This is a genomic window from Microbulbifer mixtoriginis (SeqCode) (assembly GCF_052466695.1).
On record NZ_CP174285.1, the window covers coordinates 4,358,695 to 4,377,972 of the forward strand.

Annotated in this window: 22 protein-coding genes; 17 read left to right on the top strand and 5 right to left on the bottom strand. The window is 54.8% G+C overall.

All coding sequences use genetic code 11. The features are described from left to right. Nucleotides 1-164 precede the first annotated feature (164 nt). On the top strand, nucleotides 165-569 hold the full coding sequence (locus ACJJI0_RS19060; RefSeq protein ID WP_444883802.1) for a DUF4345 family protein: 405 nt from the start codon (nucleotides 165-167) through the stop codon (nucleotides 567-569). A gap of 142 nt (nucleotides 570-711) precedes the next feature. Continuing rightward, nucleotides 712-1,665, top strand: a complete 954-nt coding sequence (locus tag ACJJI0_RS19065; protein WP_252084612.1) for an AEC family transporter — start codon at nucleotides 712-714, stop codon at nucleotides 1,663-1,665. An 18-nt stretch (nucleotides 1,666-1,683) separates the two neighbouring features. On the opposite strand, the gene ACJJI0_RS19070 is transcribed toward ACJJI0_RS19065, so the two are convergent. The 5 genes from ACJJI0_RS19070 to ACJJI0_RS19090 all read right to left on the bottom strand — a co-directional run bounded on the left by ACJJI0_RS19070 (nucleotide 1,684) and on the right by ACJJI0_RS19090 (nucleotide 6,927). After that, nucleotides 1,684-2,526 (bottom strand): sterol desaturase family protein, encoded by an 843-nt coding sequence (locus ACJJI0_RS19070; RefSeq protein ID WP_444883803.1) that lies wholly within the window; start codon nucleotides 2,524-2,526, stop codon nucleotides 1,684-1,686. Nucleotides 2,527-2,711: 185 nt separating this feature from the next. Further along, the gene (locus tag ACJJI0_RS19075) at nucleotides 2,712-3,779 is read right to left on the bottom strand and encodes a helix-turn-helix transcriptional regulator (protein ID WP_444883804.1); all 1,068 of its coding nucleotides are present in this window, start codon (nucleotides 3,777-3,779) and stop codon (nucleotides 2,712-2,714) included. 3 nt (nucleotides 3,780-3,782) lie between these two features. Next, nucleotides 3,783-4,325 (bottom strand): lytic transglycosylase domain-containing protein, encoded by a 543-nt coding sequence (locus ACJJI0_RS19080; RefSeq protein WP_444885956.1) that lies wholly within the window; start codon nucleotides 4,323-4,325, stop codon nucleotides 3,783-3,785. 209 nt (nucleotides 4,326-4,534) lie between these two features. Then, entirely contained in the window at nucleotides 4,535-6,265 is a 1,731-nt protein-coding gene (locus ACJJI0_RS19085; protein WP_444883805.1) for a proline--tRNA ligase, read from the bottom strand. Between the two features lie 254 nt (nucleotides 6,266-6,519). Next, entirely contained in the window at nucleotides 6,520-6,927 is a 408-nt protein-coding gene (locus ACJJI0_RS19090) for an HU family DNA-binding protein (protein ID WP_252084616.1), read from the bottom strand. Between the two features lie 288 nt (nucleotides 6,928-7,215). Between ACJJI0_RS19090 and ACJJI0_RS19095 the strand changes: the two genes are divergently transcribed. The 15 genes from ACJJI0_RS19095 (at nucleotide 7,216) to queC (ending at nucleotide 19,223) form a co-directional block, all read left to right on the top strand. Further along, complete coding sequence (locus tag ACJJI0_RS19095) at nucleotides 7,216-7,482, top strand: FmdB family zinc ribbon protein (protein WP_252084617.1); 267 nt, start codon at nucleotides 7,216-7,218, stop codon at nucleotides 7,480-7,482. Nucleotides 7,483-7,559: 77 nt separating this feature from the next. Further along, a complete protein-coding gene (gene aspS, locus ACJJI0_RS19100; RefSeq protein WP_444883806.1) occupies nucleotides 7,560-9,338 on the top strand; it encodes an aspartate--tRNA ligase in 1,779 nt (592 codons plus the stop codon). A 105-nt stretch (nucleotides 9,339-9,443) separates the two neighbouring features. Then, complete coding sequence (locus tag ACJJI0_RS19105) at nucleotides 9,444-10,187, top strand: YebC/PmpR family DNA-binding transcriptional regulator (protein WP_252084619.1); 744 nt, start codon at nucleotides 9,444-9,446, stop codon at nucleotides 10,185-10,187. Between the two features lie 166 nt (nucleotides 10,188-10,353). Beyond that, a complete protein-coding gene (ruvC, locus tag ACJJI0_RS19110; RefSeq protein ID WP_444883807.1) occupies nucleotides 10,354-10,881 on the top strand; it encodes a crossover junction endodeoxyribonuclease RuvC in 528 nt (175 codons plus the stop codon). Nucleotides 10,882-10,940: 59 nt separating this feature from the next. Then, nucleotides 10,941-11,552 carry a Holliday junction branch migration protein RuvA gene (gene ruvA / locus ACJJI0_RS19115; protein WP_444883808.1) on the top strand — a complete coding sequence of 204 codons (612 nt, stop codon included), beginning with the start codon at nucleotides 10,941-10,943 and terminating at the stop codon, nucleotides 11,550-11,552. 24 nt (nucleotides 11,553-11,576) lie between these two features. Beyond that, nucleotides 11,577-12,599, top strand: a complete 1,023-nt coding sequence (gene ruvB / locus ACJJI0_RS19120) for a Holliday junction branch migration DNA helicase RuvB (RefSeq protein ID WP_444883809.1) — start codon at nucleotides 11,577-11,579, stop codon at nucleotides 12,597-12,599. 55 nt (nucleotides 12,600-12,654) lie between these two features. Beyond that, nucleotides 12,655-13,059 carry a tol-pal system-associated acyl-CoA thioesterase gene (gene ybgC, locus ACJJI0_RS19125; RefSeq protein WP_444883810.1) on the top strand — a complete coding sequence of 135 codons (405 nt, stop codon included), beginning with the start codon at nucleotides 12,655-12,657 and terminating at the stop codon, nucleotides 13,057-13,059. A 4-nt stretch (nucleotides 13,060-13,063) separates the two neighbouring features. Then, a complete protein-coding gene (gene tolQ, locus ACJJI0_RS19130) occupies nucleotides 13,064-13,753 on the top strand; it encodes a protein TolQ (protein ID WP_152451559.1) in 690 nt (229 codons plus the stop codon). Between the two features lie 20 nt (nucleotides 13,754-13,773). Continuing rightward, the gene (gene tolR / locus ACJJI0_RS19135; protein ID WP_444883811.1) at nucleotides 13,774-14,205 is read left to right on the top strand and encodes a protein TolR; all 432 of its coding nucleotides are present in this window, start codon (nucleotides 13,774-13,776) and stop codon (nucleotides 14,203-14,205) included. Nucleotides 14,206-14,212: 7 nt separating this feature from the next. Then, nucleotides 14,213-15,007, top strand: a complete 795-nt coding sequence (gene tolA, locus ACJJI0_RS19140; RefSeq protein ID WP_444883812.1) for a cell envelope integrity protein TolA — start codon at nucleotides 14,213-14,215, stop codon at nucleotides 15,005-15,007. After that, on the top strand, nucleotides 15,004-16,299 hold the full coding sequence (gene tolB, locus ACJJI0_RS19145; protein ID WP_444883813.1) for a Tol-Pal system beta propeller repeat protein TolB: 1,296 nt from the start codon (nucleotides 15,004-15,006) through the stop codon (nucleotides 16,297-16,299). The genes tolA and tolB overlap by 4 nt, the downstream gene beginning before the upstream one ends. A 94-nt stretch (nucleotides 16,300-16,393) precedes the next feature. Beyond that, the gene (gene pal / locus ACJJI0_RS19150; protein WP_252084627.1) at nucleotides 16,394-16,879 is read left to right on the top strand and encodes a peptidoglycan-associated lipoprotein Pal; all 486 of its coding nucleotides are present in this window, start codon (nucleotides 16,394-16,396) and stop codon (nucleotides 16,877-16,879) included. 18 nt (nucleotides 16,880-16,897) lie between these two features. Continuing rightward, nucleotides 16,898-17,722, top strand: coding sequence for a YbgF trimerization domain-containing protein (locus tag ACJJI0_RS19155; RefSeq protein ID WP_444883814.1), 825 nt, complete (start codon nucleotides 16,898-16,900; stop codon nucleotides 17,720-17,722). A 125-nt stretch (nucleotides 17,723-17,847) separates the two neighbouring features. Further along, a complete protein-coding gene (gene queE / locus ACJJI0_RS19160) occupies nucleotides 17,848-18,507 on the top strand; it encodes a 7-carboxy-7-deazaguanine synthase QueE (RefSeq protein ID WP_252084629.1) in 660 nt (219 codons plus the stop codon). Nucleotides 18,508-18,545: 38 nt separating this feature from the next. Continuing rightward, entirely contained in the window at nucleotides 18,546-19,223 is a 678-nt protein-coding gene (gene queC, locus ACJJI0_RS19165) for a 7-cyano-7-deazaguanine synthase QueC (RefSeq protein WP_444883815.1), read from the top strand. Nucleotides 19,224-19,278: the final 55 nt, after the last annotated feature.

A 19,278-nucleotide genomic window follows, 5' to 3' on the forward strand; every position in this document is an offset into this window, starting at 1 on the left:
GAACTTACCTCCCTTTTATGTCCATTTTGTGAGGTTGGTGATCCAATTGAAAGAGTGGCGGCTGTAACCTCATATATACTTTAGACAGGCTTCTGTGTAGCGACAGCGGTTGGAAAGCTGCTATCCAGAGGCTGGTAATCACCGCTGGTGCAGGGGAGTGGCAGTTGAAATATTTAGGGCGAGTCTACCTGACTCTCAATTTATTGGCTTTTGCGTCTATCGGTCTTGGGGCCCTGTTTAATCCGGAGTCGTTTGCCGCGGCTATTGGATTTACATTTACCTCACCTACCGCTGTGCCCGAGTTTCTTGCAACTTACGCGGGCTTTATGTTGGCAATCGCCATTCTCTTACTGATTGCGTTGGCCATGCGCCCTCACCGCCGTGCCGCCTATGCTTCACTCTCAATCTCTTACATTGGATTCGCGGCTGGCCGTCTCTTTGGCATGTTTTCCAGCGGTAGCTTCGATGAACGCAATTTATTGTTCTTCGCCCTGGAAGTGATCATGGTAATTTGGGGACTCTACTGTTATCGGGAATCTCGTTGGCTTCCCCTGCAACACGGGCATTAATCCAAAACAGCTAAATACTGGGATCGCCCTTAGCTCTGTTCACCGGTGACTTTGGCCTGTGGGCAGTTCTTACTTTTCGTGTTAATACTGAGAGAAGTCTGGCCTGGTGTTTGCCGCATCCTGTCACTGATGGATATGAGTCATGTCTCAATTCCAAAGTTTGGTGGAAGCTCTGGTTATCCTGGTTGCGCTCTGTGCCTGCGCGATTTGGTTGCGAAGTCGCGGGGTGATTCTTAGAGAAGAGCAAGGAGTATTTGGGCGTCTGGCAACAGACTTTGCGCTGCCCGCAGTAATTTTACATAGCTTGATTAAAGTCCCTTTCTCTTCCCAGGCTCTTCTTCCCGCACTGGCCTTATTTGCTGTGAGTATTGCAATCATGGTGCCTGCGTGGGCAGTGGGTAAATTGATGGGGCTGGGGCGTAAGACCCTCGGCTCGATTGTGTTGGTCGCGGGTTTTGGCGGCTCTTCGACTTTAGGGTTATCGCTGATTCGTCGGATTTTTCACGATAACCCTCTGGTTATGAGAGACAGTGTTCTCATTGGTGAATATGGCGCACTTTTATCTGTATTTACTGTCGGTGTTGCTGTGGCCATTTATTTCGGCCGGGATGAGGGAGAGCAGGTCAATGTTTGGCAGGCCTGTAAGCCTTTCTTTGTATCACCAATTTTTATCACGATGGTTTTAGGCACAATTATTTCCCTATTTGGCCTGCCCCAGGGGAATGTTACTGTGCAGCTGCTGGAGGATATATTACGGATTTCCGGACAATCCTTGATAGTGCTGGTGGCATTTAGTATCGGTCTGGCCCTGCGCCCCATCGCTGTGCGCCAACTGGCGGGCCTGATACTGGTGGTCGTCCTGTTAAAGCTGGTGGCAGAGCCTATGGTGGCATGGGCTCTGGCAATGCCAATTGAGTTACCGCACATCGAGCGGGAGCTATTGGTTTTACAGGCGGCAATGCCCTCTGGGGCGATCGCCGCCGTACTGGCGAAACGCTATGGATGCGATGGCGGTGTTGCATCCGCAATGGTGGTTGCCACCTCTTTTATCAGTTTGATAACACTTCCGTTGACTCTCTACTTTGAAAGCCAGTGATTGCACTGTAGCCATTGATCAGGCGGTTATTTTCCCAGAGTTGTCATCTGCGGAGTGCTGTTCCAGCGTGGTAGTTTCCACCTGCTGTCCGCCGTGTAGTTTGCCGTCTACAGCCTGGCGGAAAACTTCTTTGTAGTCCTTAAATTCCGTGCCCATTAGGCGGTCCCACCAAGTGAAGTAAAAACCGTAATTGCCCTGAAAACGCTGGTGATGCAGGTCGTGATGAGTTGTGGTGGTCATATTATCCAGCACGCCATCGACCCAGCTGCGTGGGTGGAATTCGCGGCCTGTATGCAGCATGGCGTTGCGGAAAATCATTATGAAAAGGAAGCTAAGCCAGATACTTGGGTGCAGTGGTATCGTTAGGGCGATCAGTGGAGAGAAAAGTCCGTTGATAAATATTTCACCGATAGAAAAGCTGTAGGCAGTCCAGGGAGTTGGGGTTCGCGACATATGGTGTAGCTTGTGGAAGTGCTTAAACAGCTTTGGGTGGTGCATTGCCCGATGGGTCCAGTAGAAATAGGCGTCATGCAGGAGAATTACCACAGGCAGGCTCAAGATGCTCCACCAGAGCGGGTAGTCATTCCAGTTCCAATACAGCTTGGCGATCCCCATATCCTGTAGCAAATTTATGCTGATGCCAAACAGGGTGAAAATACAAACGGTCAGCATGGAGTAGCTGACTTCCCGGCGAATATCCCCCCAGCTAGCACGCCGTTTTTGGATGCGGCGCCGGTTCATCCAGGCGCGAAACAGCCAGCTCGCGCAGATACTCATCACAGAAGCCGCCAACACATAGCGAAATAGGGTCAATTTAAAGTGGGTGGTTCCGTAATCAGCCACATCTGCGAAGAAATCCATCTTTTTCACCATCCTTTTTCATCGGCGTTGCTAAACGGGCAGCGTTGGATATTGAGGATCTATTGGGATTCTAGGTGCTACTCACATGGGGAGCTTTTGCATCAGTGCCTGCAGTCTGGGGGGCTTTGCTGACTGAGGCTTACGGAAAATGAAAAAATGCTGACGAATTCCGAATTGCTGCCCTCTTAGGCGGGCAGCTTGTCGCGACGGTACTCGGTTGGGGTCTGGTTGTGACGACGCTTAAAAGCAGCATTAAACGGGCTGAGAGATCGGTAGCCGATATCCAGGGCGATGGTCAGCACTGGTAGATGCGCCTGTTCCGGATCGGCCAGGCGGGCGCTGGCCTCATCAATGCGAAATTGATTGAGATATTCATTGAAGTTTCGATAGCCCAAGTGGCGGTTTATCAGTGTACGCAGCAGGTGCTCGCGGGTATCCAGTTGCTCCGCCAGTTCGCGAATAGTCAACCCGGTGTGTCGATAGCCTCCACTTTCCATATGCTTTTGCAATTTAGCCAATTGCATCTGCTGCTGCTCATCCAAGGTTGGTACAGGTGCTGGAGGTGGGGCTTCCTCTTCAGGGATATCTGTTGCTGGTTGTGGTAGAGAGTCGCCCAGGGCGCTGGGTGAGAGCGCAAGCAGCCATAAACAGGCTGCCAGGGACAGCAGGCTGGCGAGTAGGGCGTGAAGAGTTGGCACACCATTGGGGACGGGGCGGTAGGCAAACAATGATTCAGCACTGATAACGATCAGCATATAAGTGCCCACCGCAATCAACAGTATGGCGCGCAAGCGACGGCGCTCCTCGACCAAATCCGAGTGAAACTGCCCGAGTAGAGTGAGCATGCCCAGGCCAATCAGACCTAAGCGGGTAAATTGGGACAGATTAAAAAAAACCTCTTCGGCGCTATTGCCTAAAGGGATTGGCGAGTGACTAGCGGCGACACTAAAGGCAATGGAGAGGCCGATAGGCATCCAACCCCAGCGGGGAAAGGATTCTTCCTCGCGACAGAGCAAGTGGGTAAACAGCCAGAAGGCGGCGGGCACCAGAATCACCGGCAGGTGAATCAGCAGCCCCATGAGCCCGACAAGGGGAGGGAGTGTCGGTAACAGTAAATAACAGATAACACCGATCAAAACCAAAATCAGCCAGCGGCCCGCCGCGAGACGTCGGTGATTGACGGAAACCTTGGTTGCGGCCAGTAAGAGTAAGGCGCAGGCCCCGCCGGAAAAAAATAAATAGCCTGAAGTCACGACTTATCTCCAGCGGTTGGCCCAGGCATCCAGCACCTTACTGCTATAGGTGTGGCGGCCATAGCTGCCGTTGTAGTAGGCGAGGGCGTTAGCCAGATTGCCCTTCGCTTTTTTGATGTAGTGCTTGAGGATGGTGCAGCCGTAACGCAGGTTGGTATCCATATCAATCAGGTTGTCACCGGGACGGCCGATCTCTTTCTTCCAAAATGGCATTACCTGCATCATGCCTTGTGCGCCTACCCGGGATACTGCGTAGGGGTTAAAGGCACTCTCGATCTGGATTACCGCTAGAACAATTTCCGGGCGTAAACCCGCTCGAGTTGCCTCGCGATGCACAGCCTTAAGAACGTGCATGCGCCTTTTAGGGTCTTTGATGTAGCGTGCTAGGGGCTGGGATTTTGACATCAGCCACACCTCCGCATCGAAGCGATCGACAAAGCTGTCTGCCTGAGTAATGGCCTCGCGCAGGGCGAGCCGCAACTCGGGGTCCACTTGCTTGGTGTTAGTCTGGGATATCGCACTGCAGCAGATAAGGCAGAACCCCATCGCGGTAATAGCTTTTCTTATCATATTGGGAATTTTACGAGATCCAGAGAGATTGGGTAGCGCCTTTTATGGACCTTTTACGCAAATCTGGACAGGGAGAGGCATTTGAATTGAATGGGGCTGTGAAATACCAACGGACTTAAAGTGCTGTGTTGGTATTTCACGGAGGTATTTTGAGATAGATAAGGAATATCTATTTCACCATCAGATTAGCGCAGGCCGAATTTCTCCAGCAGTACTTCCTCCAGCTGGGATACCGCAAACTCCTGGCTCTCAGCATCGGCGCGGCCCTTGTATTCCACAATGCCTTTCTCCAGGCCGCGGTCGCCGATAACGATGCGGTGGGGGATACCAATCAATTCGATATCTGCGAGCATGCCACCCAAGCGAGCCTTGGGCTCATCCATTAGCAGTACATCGACGCCTTTGCTGCGCAGGGATTCATACAGGTGCTCACACTTTTCCCGTACCACATCGCTCTTGTGCATATTGATGGGCACAATTGCCAACTGGAACGGCGCTATGGCGTCTGGCCAGATAATGCCGGAGTCGTCGTGGTTTTGCTCAATAGCGGCGGCGACAATCCGGGATACTCCGATGCCGTAACAGCCCATGGACATGACCTGCTCCTTGCCGTTCTCATCGAGTACGGTGGCGTTCATGGCGCGGCTGTATTTGTCACCCAGCTGGAATATATGGCCGACTTCGATTCCGCGTTTGATTTCCAGGGTGCCCTGGCCGTCGGGGCTGGCGTCACCGGCAACGACATTGCGCAGGTCTTCAACCCGGCCGAGTTCCACATCGCGGCCCCAGTTCACGCCGGTGAAGTGGTAATCGTCGCGGTTGGCGCCACAGATAAAGTCCGCCAAGTGTGCCGCAGCTCGGTCCACAATGGTTTCGAGCTTCATGCCGACGGGCCCTAAAGAGCCGATATTGCAGCCCAGTTCATCGGCAATACGTTGCTCCGGGGCGAACTGCAATGGGCTGGCGATGCCGGCCAACTTTTCTGCTTTCAGTTCGTTCAGTTCATGGTCGCCGCGCAGCACCAGCGCAACCAGGGGCGCGGTTTCACCCTCTTCGCATTCACCCAGAACGATCAGGGTTTTTACCGAATGGGTGGGGTCGCTGTTCAGGAATTCGCTGACATCGGCGATGGTTTTTTGCCCTGGCGTGTGTACTTCCTGCATTTCCTGGCTCGGTGCGGCGCGCTCGCCAGCAGGGGCCAAAGCTTCGGCCAGCTCAACATTGGCGGCGTAGCGGGATTCGGTGGAGAAAGCGATATCATCTTCACCGCTCTGTGCCAGAACGTGGAACTCATGGGAGCTGGAGCCGCCGATAGAGCCGGTATCCGCCAGCACAGGGCGGTAGTCCAGGCCAATACGATCAAAAATGCGGCAGTAGGCGCCGTGCATAATGTCGTAAGTCTCCTGCAGGGAATCCGCATCAATGTGGAAGGAGTAGGCATCCTTCATGGTGAATTCACGCGCGCGCATCACACCAAAACGCGGGCGAATTTCATCGCGGAATTTTGTCTGTACCTGGTAGAAATTGGCAGGCAGCTGCTTGTAGCTTTTGATCTCATTGCGGATCAGGTCGGTAATAACTTCCTCGTGGGTTGGGCCCAGGCAGAAGTCATTGGAGTGGCGATCCTGGATACGCAGTAACTCCGGGCCGTACTGCTGCCAGCGGCCGGACTCCTCCCACAGCTCCGCCGGCTGCACTACCGGCATCAATACTTCCAGGGAACCGGCACTGTTCATCTCTTCACGCACAATACGCTCTACTTTGCGCAGTACGCGCAGGCCGGTGGGCAGCCAGGTGTAGAGGCCGGAGGAGAGACGGCGGATCATACCGGCGCGCAGCATCAGCTGATGGCTGATTACTACCGCGTCGTTGGGCGTTTCTTTCTGGGTGGCGATAAGGTAACGGGATGCGCGCATAGGAATAAACTGGGTTCAATTATCGGTAAGCTGGTTATTTTACGCTATTCATCAGCTAATAAATATTGCCGGATAGACTCCCGTATGGGATCGGTTATTTTTTATGGAAGCTACACCCTGCTGATATTGATAAGGGCGTGGTAAAAAGGGTAATTGGTGTAGCTAAGAATGGGGCTATGGCCAATCTTTAGATGGTATATAGGGGCATAAAAAAACCCCGCAGTTGCGGGGTTTAGTGCCTGAGGCTGGGAGTCTTAGGACTCAGCCATTTCCTTCAGCTTCTTCAGCGGGCGAACTTTTACCTGGATGCTTGCAGGCTTGGCCTTGAAGACAGTCTCTTCACCAGTGAAGGGGTTGATACCTTTACGGGCTTTTTTGGCTGGCTTCTTCACAGTGGTGATTTTCATCAGGCCCGGCAGGGAGAATTCGCCAACAGCGCGCTTCTTGATGTGGCCTTCAATAATATCGCTCAGCTCGTCCAGAACAGACTGTACCTGCTTGCGGGACAGTTCAGTATTTTCTGCGATCTGGTTCAGCACCTGGGTTTTGGTGAACTTCTCTTTGATCGCTTTTACTTTCTTAACTGGAGCGGCAGCGGCTTTCTTGGCTGGAGCCTTTTTGGCAGCAGTGGTTTTGCTGGCAGCTTTCTTGGCGATTGCCATAGCTTACTTCCTTCTTTGTTGTTCGGTGTATATCCGGTAAAAGTGTGTTCGGTCTCCCGCTGCGCTGCATCCACAAAACGGCGTCTCAGCGGGTGATGGTGGGAAGTATATATAGTTTTTGTTTGGCCGCACGGGAAAATACTAGAAAAATAGTGCTTTTTCCTTATTTTGTACCTGTTTTGAGATCCCAAACCCCTTCTACAAAGGCCAAAAGGGGGTGCCTGCTTCTTCCCTCTGGGGGGCTCATGTATACTCTGTCCCCCTTTTTCCAGCATCGGGTACCGAGTAATGCCGATCTATGAATACCAGTGCAATGCCTGCGGCCACGAGATGGAGGCCTTGCAGCGCATGAGCGACAACCCCCTCAAAGACTGTCCTGCCTGTGACAAGGCCGAGTTGCACAAGAAGATTTCAGCAGCGGGATTTCGCCTCAAGGGCGGCGGCTGGTACGAGACAGATTTTAAGACCGGCAGTAAGAAAAATTTGGCCGGTGATGCGGCCAATGGCAGTAAAGCTAAAAGTGGCCAGCCGGCAAAAACGGCGAAGACTGCTTAAACCCGCTGTGCGGAGCCGCTTGTGCGGTGTACTCTCTATTTAACCTTTTTACCTATCGATAACGGGAATTTTCATCCATGCGCAGCGACTACTGTGGCGTCCTTCGTTCCGCGGACATAGACCGTGTAGTAACCCTCTGTGGCTGGGTCGACCGCCGCCGCGATCACGGCGGTGTAATCTTTATCGACCTGCGCGACCGCGAGGGAATTGTTCAGGTGGTATTCGACCCGGATGCGGCCGAGCATTTCGAAATGGCCGATCGCGTGCGCAGCGAATATGTTCTCAAGGTCACCGGCCGTGTGCGCGCCCGCGCGCCCGAAGCCCTTAATCCGAATATGGTGACCGGTGAAGTTGAGGTTTACGGCACTGAGCTGGAAATTCTCAACACGGCAGAGACGGTGCCTTTCCAGCTGGATGAGCACACTGCTGTGGGTGAAGACGTGCGCCTCAAGTACCGCTACCTGGACCTGCGTCGCAACGAAATGCAGAACAACCTGTATTTCCGCTCCAAACTCACCACGGCCATTCGCAATTATCTGGATGAGCACGGTTTCCTCGATATCGAAACCCCGATCCTGACCCGCGCCACCCCCGAAGGCGCGCGCGATTACCTGGTGCCGAGCCGCACCCACGATGGCAAATTCTTCGCCCTGCCGCAGTCTCCGCAGCTGTTTAAACAGTTGTTGATGGTGTCCGGCTTTGATCGTTATTACCAGATTGCCAAGTGTTTCCGCGATGAAGACCTGCGCGCCGATCGCCAGCCGGAATTCACTCAGATCGATATCGAGACTTCTTTCCTCGACGAAGAAGAGATTATGTCGATCACTGAGGGCATGGTGCGCAAGCTGTTCAAGGAATTGAAAGGCATTGAGTTGGGTGAATTCCCGCGTATGTCCCATTACCAGGCGATGTTGCGCTACGGCTCTGACAAGCCGGATCTGCGTATTCCGCTGGAAATGGTAGAGATCAAAGACCTGATGACCGAAGTGGACTTCAAGGTGTTCTCTGGACCGGCCAATGATCCCAAAGGTCGCGTAGCGGCTATTAAGGTGAGCGGTGGCTGCGACAAGCTGACCCGCAAGCAGATCGATGACTACGGCAAGTTTGTGGGTATCTACGGTGCCAAGGGTCTGGCCTATGTGAAGGTGAATGACCGCTCCGACCTGGAGAATGGCCTGCAGTCGCCGATCGTAAAATTCCTGCCCATTGAGACTCGAGCTGCCATTCTTGATCGGCTTGAGGCTGAGAGCGGCGATATTATTTTCTTCGGCGCGGATACTGCCAAAGTGGTCTCCGAAGCGCTGGGTGCGCTGCGCTGCAAACTGGGTGAAGACCTCAATCTCTACACCAGTGAGTGGGCGCCCCTGTGGGTAGTGGCCTTCCCGATGTTCGAGGAAAATGAAGACGGCAGCCTCACCGCGTTGCACCATCCGTTTACTGCACCTTCCTGTAGCCCCGAAGAATTAGAGCAGAACCCACTGGGGGCACTGTCGCGAGCCTACGATATGGTGCTGAATGGTACCGAGCTGGGCGGTGGTTCTGTGCGTATCCACGACCAGGCCATGCAGCAGGCGGTATTCCGTATTCTCGGTATCGATGAAGAAGAGCAGAGCGAGAAATTTGGCTTCCTGCTGGATGCTCTCAAGTATGGTGCGCCGCCCCATGGAGGCCTGGCCTTTGGTTTGGACCGCTTGGTAATGTTGATGACTGGCAGCGATTCTATTCGCGATGTGATTGCCTTCCCCAAAACCCAGAGTGCCGCCTGTGTCATGACGGATGCTCCGGGCACGGTGGATGCCAAGCAGTTGCGCGAGCTGAATATCCGCCTGCGCCAGAAAGAAGAAAAAATCAGCTGATTTTCCCCCGACGGGCCGGGCGAAGCGGGCCTGTCAAATCGTGGTGATGGGCATTTCGCTTCGCTTATTGGCCCATCCCTCGCACAGATTGAAGAGAGACGGAACATGGCCGGACATAGTAAATGGGCCAATATCAAGCATCGTAAAGCGGCTCAGGATGCCAAGCGCGGCAAGATCTTTACCAAGATCATTCGTGAGCTGACCGTAGCGGCCAAGGCGGGCCCCAACCCGGACGATAACCCGACATTGCGCGCGACTATCGACAAGGCTCTGGGCGCGAACATGAAGCGCGACACCATCGATAAAGCCATTGCCCGCGGCGCCGGCAATGCGGAAGGTGATAACTATGAAGCTGTGGTTTATGAAGGTTACGGTGTCGGCGGTGTCGCAGTACTGGTGGAGTGTCTGACCGACAACCGCAACCGTACAGTGGCCGAGGTTCGCCACGCTTTCTCCAAGCGCGGCGGCAACCTGGGTACCGATGGCTCCGTAAGCTATCTGTTCACCCGCAAAGGCCAGATGTTTTACGATATTGGCGTGGATGAAGACGCGCTGATGGAAGCGGCCCTGGAAGCGGGTGCTGAGGATATCGAAACCAACGATGATGGCAGCGTTGAGGTGACCACTGAATTTCAGGATTACCTCACGGTGAAAGATGCGCTGGTAGCCGCAGGCTTCACGCCTGATAGCGCTGAAATCGCCATGATCCCGTCCACCACTATCCCATTGGATAAAGAGGGGGCAGAGAAGGTGTTGGCCCTGATCGAGATGCTGGAAGATCTCGACGATGTGCAAAATGTTTACACTAACGCGGATATTCCCGCAGAGGTGATGGAGGAGCTGGGCTGAGTCCCAGTTCAGACCGGGGCGGGCAAGGTTAGCCCCGGTTTACCCTCATATCGCTTTAGCAGATAGCCACTTTTTCTATGCTGTCTGCGATCTTCCTTGACGCCTCGCTCCCACCTTGGGACACTCCCGCCACTATATAAACATACAGATATTTGGGGAACACCTCTTGACCCGAATCCTGGGTATTGACCCCGGCTCGCGTAAAACCGGCTATGGAATTATCGATGTAGAACGGGGTAAGGCCCGCTATGTGGCCAGTGGGGTAATTCGTATTCCCGAAGGCTCCCTACCTGAGCGCCTAAAGCTGATTTTCGACGCGGTTTCTCAGATTGCCCAGCAATACCAACCGGCGCAGATGGCAATTGAAAATGTATTTATGTCTAAGAGTGCGGGCTCAGCCCTGAAACTGGGCCAGGCGCGCGGTGCAGCCATAGTGGCCGGGGCCAATAGTGGTCTCGCCGTGGCTGAGTATGAGGCGCGCAAGGTCAAGCAGGCGGTGGTGGGCAGTGGTGCAGCCGACAAGCTGCAGGTGCAGCACATGGTCAAAACCTTGCTGTCACTACCGGGGACTCCCCAAGAGGATGCCGCCGATGCACTCGCCGTGGCTCTCTGCCATATGCACACGGAGCAGACTCTGCTATTTACCGCCGGCGGAGCGCGCAGCCGCTTTCGCCGCGGTCGCCTCAGCGTTTAGAAAACTCTGCAGAACTTGGCCCTCATTGTGGGCAGCGATAGATAAACCTGGAACAACACATGATTGGAAGACTGAGTGGCACTCTGGCCGCGGTACAGCCCCCTTTGTTACTGATTGATGTGCAAGGGGTGGGCTACGAAGTGCTCGCGCCTATGACCACAATTTTTGAATTGCCCGCCCTGGGACAGCCGGTTCGAGTACACACGCACTTGGCGGTTTCCGAAACGGCCCAGCAACTCTACGGCTTTATCCGCGACGCCGATCGCAAACTGTTCAGAACCTTGATTAAGGTCAGTGGTGTGGGCCCCAAGATGGCCCTGGCAATTTTATCCGGTCTCGATGGTGCGGCTTTGGCACGCTGTGTGGCTGAGGATAATGTTGCGGCACTGGTAAAGGTACCAGGCGTTGGCAAGAAGACGGCCGAGCGTTTGATTGTAGAGCTGCGCGATAAGTTGACCCCGGATTTCGGTGATTCCAACGATATTCCATTGATGGCGGCAGCCACAGCACTCAAGGTAGATCATACCGGCGAGGCCGAGAGCGCCCTGGTGGCCTTGGGTTACAAGCCCACTGAGGCTAGCAAAATGGTGGCCCGCGCGAGCAAGGAGCAGCCTGAAGCCGACAGTGCCACCCTTATCCGCCTGGCCCTAAAGGGCATGGCACCCGCCTAAAGCGGGAGGCTTGGAGTTGTTGCGATGATTGAAGCCGATCGTTTAGTAGCCCCAGAACCTGCGGGGCCCTCTGGGCAGGAAGAGCAGTACGACCGCGCTGTGCGCCCCAAAGCGCTGGCCGACTATGTGGGTCAGCCAGTGGTGCGCGAGCAGATGGAGATCTTTATTCAGGCGGCCAAACTGCGCAAAGAGGCCCTGGATCACACTTTAGTGTTCGGTCCTCCAGGTCTGGGTAAAACCACTCTGGCCAATATTATTGCCGCAGAGATGGGTGTTGCGATCAAGACTACCTCGGGGCCAGTGCTGGAGAAGGCCGGTGATCTGGCCGCGCTAATGACGAATTTGGAACCTGGGGACGTACTGTTTATCGATGAGATTCACAGGCTCAGCCCCCATGTAGAAGAGGTTTTGTATCCGGCCATGGAGGATTACCAGCTGGATATTATGATCGGCGAGGGGCCGGCGGCACGCTCAATCAAGTTGGATCTGCCGCCCTTTACTCTGGTGGGGGCCACTACCAGAGCGGGCCTGCTCACCTCGCCCCTGCGCGATCGATTCGGCATAGTGCAGCGGCTGGAATTCTACAACGTGCAAGACCTCACCAGTATCGTGCGTCGCTCCGCTAGGTTGATGGGGGTTGAGATGGATGAAGGCGGAGCCTTACAAGTGGCGCGTCGCGCCCGCGGTACCCCGAGGATTGCCAATCGCCTGCTGCGCCGTGTGCGCGATTACGCAGATGTTAAGGGCGATGGTGCGGTGGATGCTGATATCGCCGATGCCGCTTTGAATATGCTCAATGTGGATGCAAAAGGCTTCGACTCTCTGGATCGACGTATGCTGTTGGCGATGATCGAGAAATTTGATGGTGGTCCAGTGGGGGTGGATAGTCTCGCCGCTGCTGTGAGCGAAGAGCGGGATACTCTGGAAGATGTATTGGAGCCCTACCTGATCCAGCAGGGCTATATTGCCCGGACACCCCGTGGGCGAGTAGTTACCGGGCTCGCCTATGAACATTTTGGCCTGCCTAAGCCGGATAAGATCAGTTGATGATTCAGCACCTGGTGTTTTTGGGTTGGGTGGCTGTGGAAGTGAGGGAAATTCAATGAAGGAAGAGTTCGGTATTCCTGTAAGGGTTTATATCGAAGATACCGATGCGGCCGGCATCGTGTATTACGTGAATTATTTGAAGTATATGGAGCGCGCGCGCACAGAACTGTTGCGCTCCCTCGGGTATGATAAGCCGGCAATGCCGCAGGAAGGTGTACTGTTGGTGGTACATTCCGCCGAGGTCCAGTACCGTCGTTCCGCCAGGCTCGATGACGCATTGCGCGCCACGGCGGCGATTGGCAAACTGGGGCGTGCCGCAGTGACTTTTGAGCAAAAAATTTGGCGCGGCGATGAGCTAATTTGCGAAGGCGTGGTCAAAGTGGCCTGTGTCGCTGACGACAGCCGCAGGCCCTGTGCCCTGCCGGAACCTATTTATTCAGCATTAAAGGCAGTTATTTAAGAAGATGAACGCCGGTGAACAACTTTCTCTTTGGGGGCTAATTCAGAACGCCAGCCTGTTGGTACAGCTCGTCATGTTGCTGCTGTTACTGGCTTCTGTGGTGTCCTGGGTCATGATTATCCAGCGCGGGCTCTACTTATCCCAGGCCAAACGCGCGCTCAATAATTTTGAACGTCGTTTCTGGTCCGGTGCAGATCTGAACAAACTTTTTCGCGAGGGCAACGAGCGTGCCGAAAAAGGAAAGACCGATGGGGTCGAATCCCTGTTTCGCGCTGGATTTACTGAGTTTACCCGCCTGCGCCAGCAGGGCAGTAGTGGCCCGGAAGCGGTTATGGAGGGTACCGAGCGCGCCATGCGCGTGGCCATGTCCCGGGAACAGGAAAAGGTAGAGATGAACCTGCCGTTTCTGGCGACTGTAGGCTCCGTTAGCCCCTATATCGGCCTGTTCGGCACCGTTTGGGGGATTATGAACTCCTTCCGCGGTCTCGCCACTATGCACCAAGCCACCATTGCCACTGTAGCCCCGGGTATCAGTGAGGCACTGGTGGCAACGGCCATGGGTTTGTTCGCAGCGATTCCCGCGGTGATGGCCTACAACCGTTACTCGGCCAAGGCGGAGTGGCTGTTGTCCAGCTACGAAACTTTCGCCGAGGAGTTTTCCTCTATCCTGCACCGCAAAGTGCACTCCGGCTGAGTAGTGAGTAGGCGAACCCTATGAGTGTGTTTCGCAAGGGAACCAAGAAAAAGCTGGTCTCCGAGATCAATGTGGTGCCCTACATCGATGTGATGCTGGTGCTGTTGATTGTCTTTATGGTCACGGCACCATTGTTGATGCAAGGGGTCAAAGTGGACCTGCCAAATGCGCCCTCGGCGCCGATGGAGGACACCGATGAGGAGCCTTTGATTATTTCGGTGCGTGCCGATGGCACCTATTACCTAAATCTGGGTACCGATGAGCAGGAGGCCAAGTCTCTCACTGAGATCAAGGAGACGGTGGCCAAGGTGTTGCGGCAAAAGCCGAAAACTCCGGTGCTGGTGTGGGGCGATAGCGAGGCCCGCTACGGTTTAATCGTCAATGCCATGACCGAGCTGCAGCAGGCGGGTGCACCCAGTGTCGGCTTGGTGACAGAGCCACCGCAGGGGTAGGGTGCCGGTGAATAAAGGCTTTTATGTATTGGCGATAATAATTAGCCTCCTGTTACACGGGGCGCTAATTACTGCCATTACCTATGGTTGGGAAGCCAGCAGTATGCCCGAGCGCAAACCGATGCCGAAGTTTGTGCAGGCCAAGCTGGTAACTATTGAGGCGGCGACGCCAAAGAAGAAACTGCCCAAAAAAGTAGACAAAATTCAGCAGCGCGCCCAGCGCGAGGCTGAGCAAAAACGCAAGGCCGAAGTCGAGCGCAAGCGCCGCGCGGCCCTGGAGCAAAAGAAAAAGCAGGAAGCGGAGAAAAAACGCAAGGCCAAAGCCGAAGCCGACCGCAAGGCTAAGCAGGAGAAGGCCCGCCGCGAGAAAGAGCGCAAAGAAAAAGAGCGTAAGGAAAAAGAACTCAAGGAGCAGCTGGCCAAAGAGCGAGAGAGCTCTTTCAATGAGGCGCTGGAAGATGAGCAGGAGCTGTTGGATGCCAATGAAGGGCAGCAGGCGGTGATGTCTGTAGGCCAAGCGATCAAGCAACAGATTGAGGCGGTATGGAGCCGCCCGCCCAGTGCCCGCAATGGCATGACCATTAAAGTGAAAATTAATTTTGTCCCCACCGGCCGGGTGGTGGCAGCTAATATCGTCGAGGGCAGTGGCAATGCAGCCTTGGACCGCTCGGTATTAACTGCTATTCGTAAGGTGGAGGTCTTTCCCGAAGTGGCCAAGCTGGCCCAGGAAGAGCCGGTGATATTTGAGCGGGAAGCCCGTACAACCACTTTGAATTTTATAGTTGAAGATCTGCGCCAATGATCAAGAGCTTACTCAAAACTGTCGTCATTATTGCAATCGCCTCGGTGAGCCTGGGGGCCCGCGCCCAGCTGGTGGTGGATATCACCAGTGGTATCGATGACCCCACCCCGATCGCGGTATCCCCATTCAGCTGGTCGGGCGCTGGTGTCCTTAAAGAGGATGTCTCCGGAATTATCTCCGCCGACCTGCGTCGCAGCGGTCTTTTTTCTCCGGTACCCAAGGAGGACATGCTGTCTTTTCCTAAAACTCCGGAAGATGTGGTGTTCCGCGATTGGCGTATCCTCGGCACCGAGTACATTGTTACCGGTCGTATCGAGCCTCAGGCCTCGGGCTACCTGCTGACTTTTGACCTGGTTAATGTTTTCGGCCAGCACAAGATGTTCACCAAGCAGGTACGCGGCGGCCAAACCCAGTTGCGCGATATCGCCCACCGCGCCGCCGATGAAATCTTTGAGGCCATCACTGGTATTCGCGGCGCCTTCTCCACAGAGATGGTGTATGTGCAGGAAGAGAGGCGTGGCGGCAAGCCCAGCTATGTGCTGATGCGCTCGGATATCGACGGTGCCCGCGCCAAGCAGATCCGTCGCTTCAGTGCGCCGGTGATGTCACCCATGTGGTCGCCCAACGGCCAGGAGCTGGCCTATGTTTCTTTCGAGACCGGCCGCCCGGCGATCTTCCGCGAAAACTTGCGCACCGGCGTGCGCAAGCAACTAACCAACTTCAAGGGCATCAACAGCTCACCAACCTGGTCTCCTGATGGAACCAAGTTGGCTATGGTGCTCTCCAAGGACGGCAACCCGGAGATCTATGTACTGGATTTGGCGAGTGGTAAGTTCACTCGCATGACCAGACACTTCTCCATCGATACCGAGCCGAACTGGATGCCGGATGGTAAATCGCTGGTTTTCACCTCAGATAGGGGAGGGAAGCCACAAATTTACCAATTGACTCTTGCCACTGGTCAAGTCGACCGCTTAACCTTCGATGGCGACTACAATGCGCGGCCGCGTGTTTCTCCTGATGGGAAAACGTTGGTCATGGTACATCGCAACCGGGGAACCTTTACCATCGCTACGATGGATATTAACTCGGGCAGGATGCGTGTCCTTACGGAGACCACCCTGGATGAGTCCCCCAGCATTGCACCCAATGGGGCCATGCTGATGTACGCAACCAAGCGCGGAGACAAGGGCATTCTGGCTGCGGTATCGCTGGATGCCGGGGTGAAGTACAACTTACCCTCACAGAGAGGCGATGTCCGTGAACCGGCATGGTCGCCATACTTTGATTGAGGCGGGGGCCCAGCGCTCTGAAGCGTAGGGTATTTATAAGACCAATTTTAAAAATCTTTCAGGATTTTCGATAACACTAAAAGCGGAGTAGCTTATGTTGAAATCAGTAAAAACGGGCCTGGGGTTGGCCTGTGTTCTGGCAGTAATGGCCGGTTGTAGCAATACCAGCAGCGACAACACCAGCGGTGAAGAGTACACTCAGCCTGAGGTTGATACTCAAGTTGAAACTAACGTTGTAGATGAAGCTGAAACCATGGCTCCGTTGGAAAATGTGGTTTACTTTGACTTCGACCAGTCCCTGCTGAAGCCGGAAACCCGTGAACTGCTGATCCGTCACGCCGACCGCATGCGCAGTAATGCTACTGCTGTTCGCCTCGAAGGCCACGCTGACGAACTGGGCACCCGCGAGTACAACCTGGCTCTGGGTGAGCGCCGCGCCAATGCTGTACGCGACTTTTTGGTACTGCAGGGCGTAGACGCAGCTAACCTGGAAGTAATCAGCTACGGTGAAGAGCGCCCGGCTCAAATGGGCTCTAACGAAGCTGCCCGTGCGATGAACCGTCGCGTTGTTATTAACTAATCGTCAAAATGGATGCCAATGGCTTTTACGATTAGAAAACTGGCGATCGCCGCTGCCATAATGGCTGCGGCATCGCCCGTATTCTCCCAAGCCCCGATTGTCGACCTGACTGCCAGCAGCCAGGAGCCGTCGCCCGTCTCAAGTGACGCTAGTAACGAGGACATCTACCTCGCCCGCGCCACAACCCCCAGTCCCAAAGCTAAGACCAACCCCCAGGCTGAAGCCTACTACCAGATGCAGGTATTGCAGCAGGAAGTGCGCGAATTGCGCGGTACGGTTGAGGAGCTGCGCCACGAGATTAAGCGTCTCAAACAACAGCGCACCGAGGACTATATGGATCTGGACCGGCGTATAGCGCGCCTGAGTGGTACAGAGCCCTCAGCTCAGCCGCCGGTGGATACTAAAGGCAGTGGTGGCGCCTCTGTTGGAGGGGGTTCCTCAATGCCGCCCAAGCCTAAGGGGCCGAAAGACGGCAAGAGTGAGCGCGACCGCTATCAGGCCAGCTTTGGTCTGGCTCGCAATGGTGACTACGGTGGCGCCAGTGCTGAATTCAAGAGTCTGCTACAAGACTTTCCCAACGGTCAGTATGCCCCCAATGCCAATTATTGGCTGGGTGAGATAGCGCTGGTACAGGGAAATTTGGAAGAGGCCCGCGGATGGTTTGTGGCCCTGCTGGACGGCTACCCGAACTCTAATAAAGTCTGGGACGGTCGTTACAAGCTGGGAACGGTTTACCACCAGCTGGGAGATCAGCAGAAAGCGCGCAACCTGCTGGAGCAGGTGGCGGCGAGTGATGCCCGTGCATCAAATCTGGCTAAGAAATATCTGCAGGAGAACTTCTAGCCCGGTGCGGCAGTAATAACTGCTGTTGTTGCCTAATTCGCATCGCTGGTTTTTTGAGCAGAAAAAGCCTATGATCCCGCGCCCGGATGGCATGTGCCATTCGGGCGTTTTTGTGTCGGGTGTGTATGACCAATCTGTCTAAAGAATCACTCAGAATTAGTGAGATTTTCTACTCCCTTCAGGGGGAAGCGCGGGAAAGTGGCCTGCCTACGGTTTTTGTTCGACTGACCGGTTGTCCGCTGCGCTGTACCTATTGTGACTCGGAATACGCTTTTTATGGCGGCGAGCGCATGACCCTGGAGCAAATATTGCAGCAGGTGCAAAGCCACCCCGCACGCCATGTTTGTGTAACTGGGGGCGAGCCCCTGGCCCAGCCCAATTGCCTGCCCTTGCTTGAAGCCCTTTGCGACGCCGGCTACTCGGTATCATTGGAGACCAGTGGCGCCATGCCGGTGGATCAGGTGGACCCGCGGGTATCCCGGGTTGTGGATCTGAAAACCCCAGCTTCCGGAGAGCAGCACCGCAACCGCATGGAAAATATGCAGGTGCTCACCCGCGATGATCAGATCAAATTTGTGATCTGTGACCGGGGCGATTATGAGTGGGCCAGATTTACCCTGGATCAGTACAACTTGCCAGAGCGTGTAGGGGAGGTACTTTTCTCGCCCAGCTATGAGCAGTTGCCGGCGCGGCAGCTCGCGGAGTGGGTGCTGGCCGATGGGTTGCCGGTGCGCATGCAGATGCAGCTGCACAAATTGCTGTGGGGAGATATCCCGGGTGTCTGATTGGCCCGGTGATTGTGGATTGAAAAATTGAGGAAGAGATGACTGCAAAGAAAGCGGTAATTTTGCTGTCCGGTGGCCTCGACTCGGCCACAGTGCTCGCCATGGCGCGTGCAGAAGGTTATGAATGTTATGCCTTGGGTTTTGATTACGGTCAGCGGCACGAAGCTGAATTGTTAGCGGCAAAGCGCGTAGCCGCTGATCTCGGAGCGGCAGAGCACAAAGTGGTGAAGCTCGATCTGCGTTCAATTGGCGGCTCGGCCCTAACCGATGACAGTATTGAGGTTCCCGAAGAGGAAACCAGTGGCATCCCGGTTACCTATGTACCGGCTCGCAATACGGTATTCCTCTCTATTGCCCTTGGCTGGGCCGAGGTGCTTGGAGCTCAGGATATTTTTGTCGGCGTCAACGCGGTGGATTACTCGGGCTATCCGGATTGCCGGCCGGAGTATATCGAGGCCTATGAAAAGATGGCCAACCTCGCTACCCGCGCTGGGGTAGAGGGAAACAAGCTCTCTGTGAGAGCGCCGCTGATGCAGATGAGTAAGGCGGATATTGTACTCGAGGGAACCCGTCTTGGGGTTGATTACAGTTTGACGGTATCCTGTTACCAGGCGCGCCCAGATGGTGCGGCCTGTGGTCGCTGCGATAGTTGTCGGCTGCGTGCTGCGGGATTTACGGAAGCAGGCCTGGCGGACCCTACGGTGTATGCCAGCTGATTGTCAGTTGGTGTCACTTTTATGGGAAATACCTAACCCCTTAAATTTGTTAGAT

Bases quoted from the DNA above. Each gene is read 5' to 3' on its own strand.
- ACJJI0_RS19065 (WP_252084612.1), top strand. From the start codon at position 712: ATGTCTCAATTCCAAAGTTTGGTGGAAGCTCTGGTTATCCTGGTTGCG.
- ACJJI0_RS19070 (WP_444883803.1), bottom strand. From the start codon at position 2,526: ATGGATTTCTTCGCAGATGTGGCTGATTACGGAACCACCCACTTTAAA.
- ACJJI0_RS19080 (WP_444885956.1), bottom strand. From the start codon at position 4,325: ATGGGGTTCTGCCTTATCTGCTGCAGTGCGATATCCCAGACTAACACC.
- ACJJI0_RS19085 (WP_444883805.1), bottom strand. From the start codon at position 6,265: ATGCGCGCATCCCGTTACCTTATCGCCACCCAGAAAGAAACGCCCAAC.
- ACJJI0_RS19090 (WP_252084616.1), bottom strand. From the start codon at position 6,927: ATGGCAATCGCCAAGAAAGCTGCCAGCAAAACCACTGCTGCCAAAAAG.
- ACJJI0_RS19095 (WP_252084617.1), top strand. From the start codon at position 7,216: ATGCCGATCTATGAATACCAGTGCAATGCCTGCGGCCACGAGATGGAG.
- aspS (WP_444883806.1), top strand. From the start codon at position 7,560: ATGCGCAGCGACTACTGTGGCGTCCTTCGTTCCGCGGACATAGACCGT.
- ACJJI0_RS19105 (WP_252084619.1), top strand. From the start codon at position 9,444: ATGGCCGGACATAGTAAATGGGCCAATATCAAGCATCGTAAAGCGGCT.
- ruvA (WP_444883808.1), top strand. From the start codon at position 10,941: ATGATTGGAAGACTGAGTGGCACTCTGGCCGCGGTACAGCCCCCTTTG.
- ruvB (WP_444883809.1), top strand. From the start codon at position 11,577: ATGATTGAAGCCGATCGTTTAGTAGCCCCAGAACCTGCGGGGCCCTCT.
- ybgC (WP_444883810.1), top strand. From the start codon at position 12,655: ATGAAGGAAGAGTTCGGTATTCCTGTAAGGGTTTATATCGAAGATACC.
- tolQ (WP_152451559.1), top strand. From the start codon at position 13,064: ATGAACGCCGGTGAACAACTTTCTCTTTGGGGGCTAATTCAGAACGCC.
- tolR (WP_444883811.1), top strand. From the start codon at position 13,774: ATGAGTGTGTTTCGCAAGGGAACCAAGAAAAAGCTGGTCTCCGAGATC.
- tolB (WP_444883813.1), top strand. From the start codon at position 15,004: ATGATCAAGAGCTTACTCAAAACTGTCGTCATTATTGCAATCGCCTCG.
- pal (WP_252084627.1), top strand. From the start codon at position 16,394: ATGTTGAAATCAGTAAAAACGGGCCTGGGGTTGGCCTGTGTTCTGGCA.
- ACJJI0_RS19155 (WP_444883814.1), top strand. From the start codon at position 16,898: ATGGCTTTTACGATTAGAAAACTGGCGATCGCCGCTGCCATAATGGCT.
- queE (WP_252084629.1), top strand. From the start codon at position 17,848: ATGACCAATCTGTCTAAAGAATCACTCAGAATTAGTGAGATTTTCTAC.
- queC (WP_444883815.1), top strand. From the start codon at position 18,546: ATGACTGCAAAGAAAGCGGTAATTTTGCTGTCCGGTGGCCTCGACTCG.